This is a genomic window from Halorubrum tibetense, from assembly GCF_042661865.1.
Taxonomy (GTDB): domain Archaea; phylum Halobacteriota; class Halobacteria; order Halobacteriales; family Haloferacaceae; genus Halorubrum; species Halorubrum tibetense.
Map to the genome: position 1 here is coordinate 1 of NZ_JBHSWW010000654.1, position 597 is coordinate 597.

1 pseudogene is annotated in these 597 nt (G+C 48.9%); it reads right to left on the minus strand.

The features are described 5' to 3' along the window. Positions 1-167 precede the first annotated feature (167 nt). Positions 168-597 (minus strand): annotated as a pseudogene (locus tag ACFQEU_RS17565) (hypothetical protein); the annotation flags it as partial.

Here is a 597-nt window from a genome sequence, read left to right on the forward strand (position 1 = left end):
GATGGGGCAGGGGAAGTTTTCCAGCGCCCGCGTGAACGGCGTGTGGCGTAGTAACACAAGCTCAACTGCTAAACCTTGTGCCTTAAGCCCTTCCAGTAGTTTGTAGATCTGTCGCTCGCTGCCTGCGCCAATACTGTGTAGGGCGTCGACTAATAACACAATCTTCATTAGCCGACCCTTGGTTTCCAGAGGACAATTTTTTCGCCCTTGAGGAAGTTAATAAATGCCATGGCGGCAGCGATGTTAATTAAACAGAAGTAGTTTGCTAAACCAAGCCAGCGATTTTGACTTTCAGCCGCACTGGCATAACCGGCCGCCGCGTAAAATCCGAGCTGGCCGATAAAAGCGAGGAAATAAATAGGCGCTAAACCACTGAGTAAGGCGCTGCTTACAAACAGTAGCGCGAGTGGAAAAAACGCTAGGTAGCGCAGTAATTTATGAGAGGTGAGTTGTAGGCTAAATAAACCGTAGTTGGACGGGTTAAATAAGTGCCGCATATCCCACATGGCCCAATAGGCCCTCAAAGAGACTCTCACGCGCATGCGAAATTCGGATTGGCTGTTGTTTAATGCTTCTTCATTTAACAGCGCTTGCTCG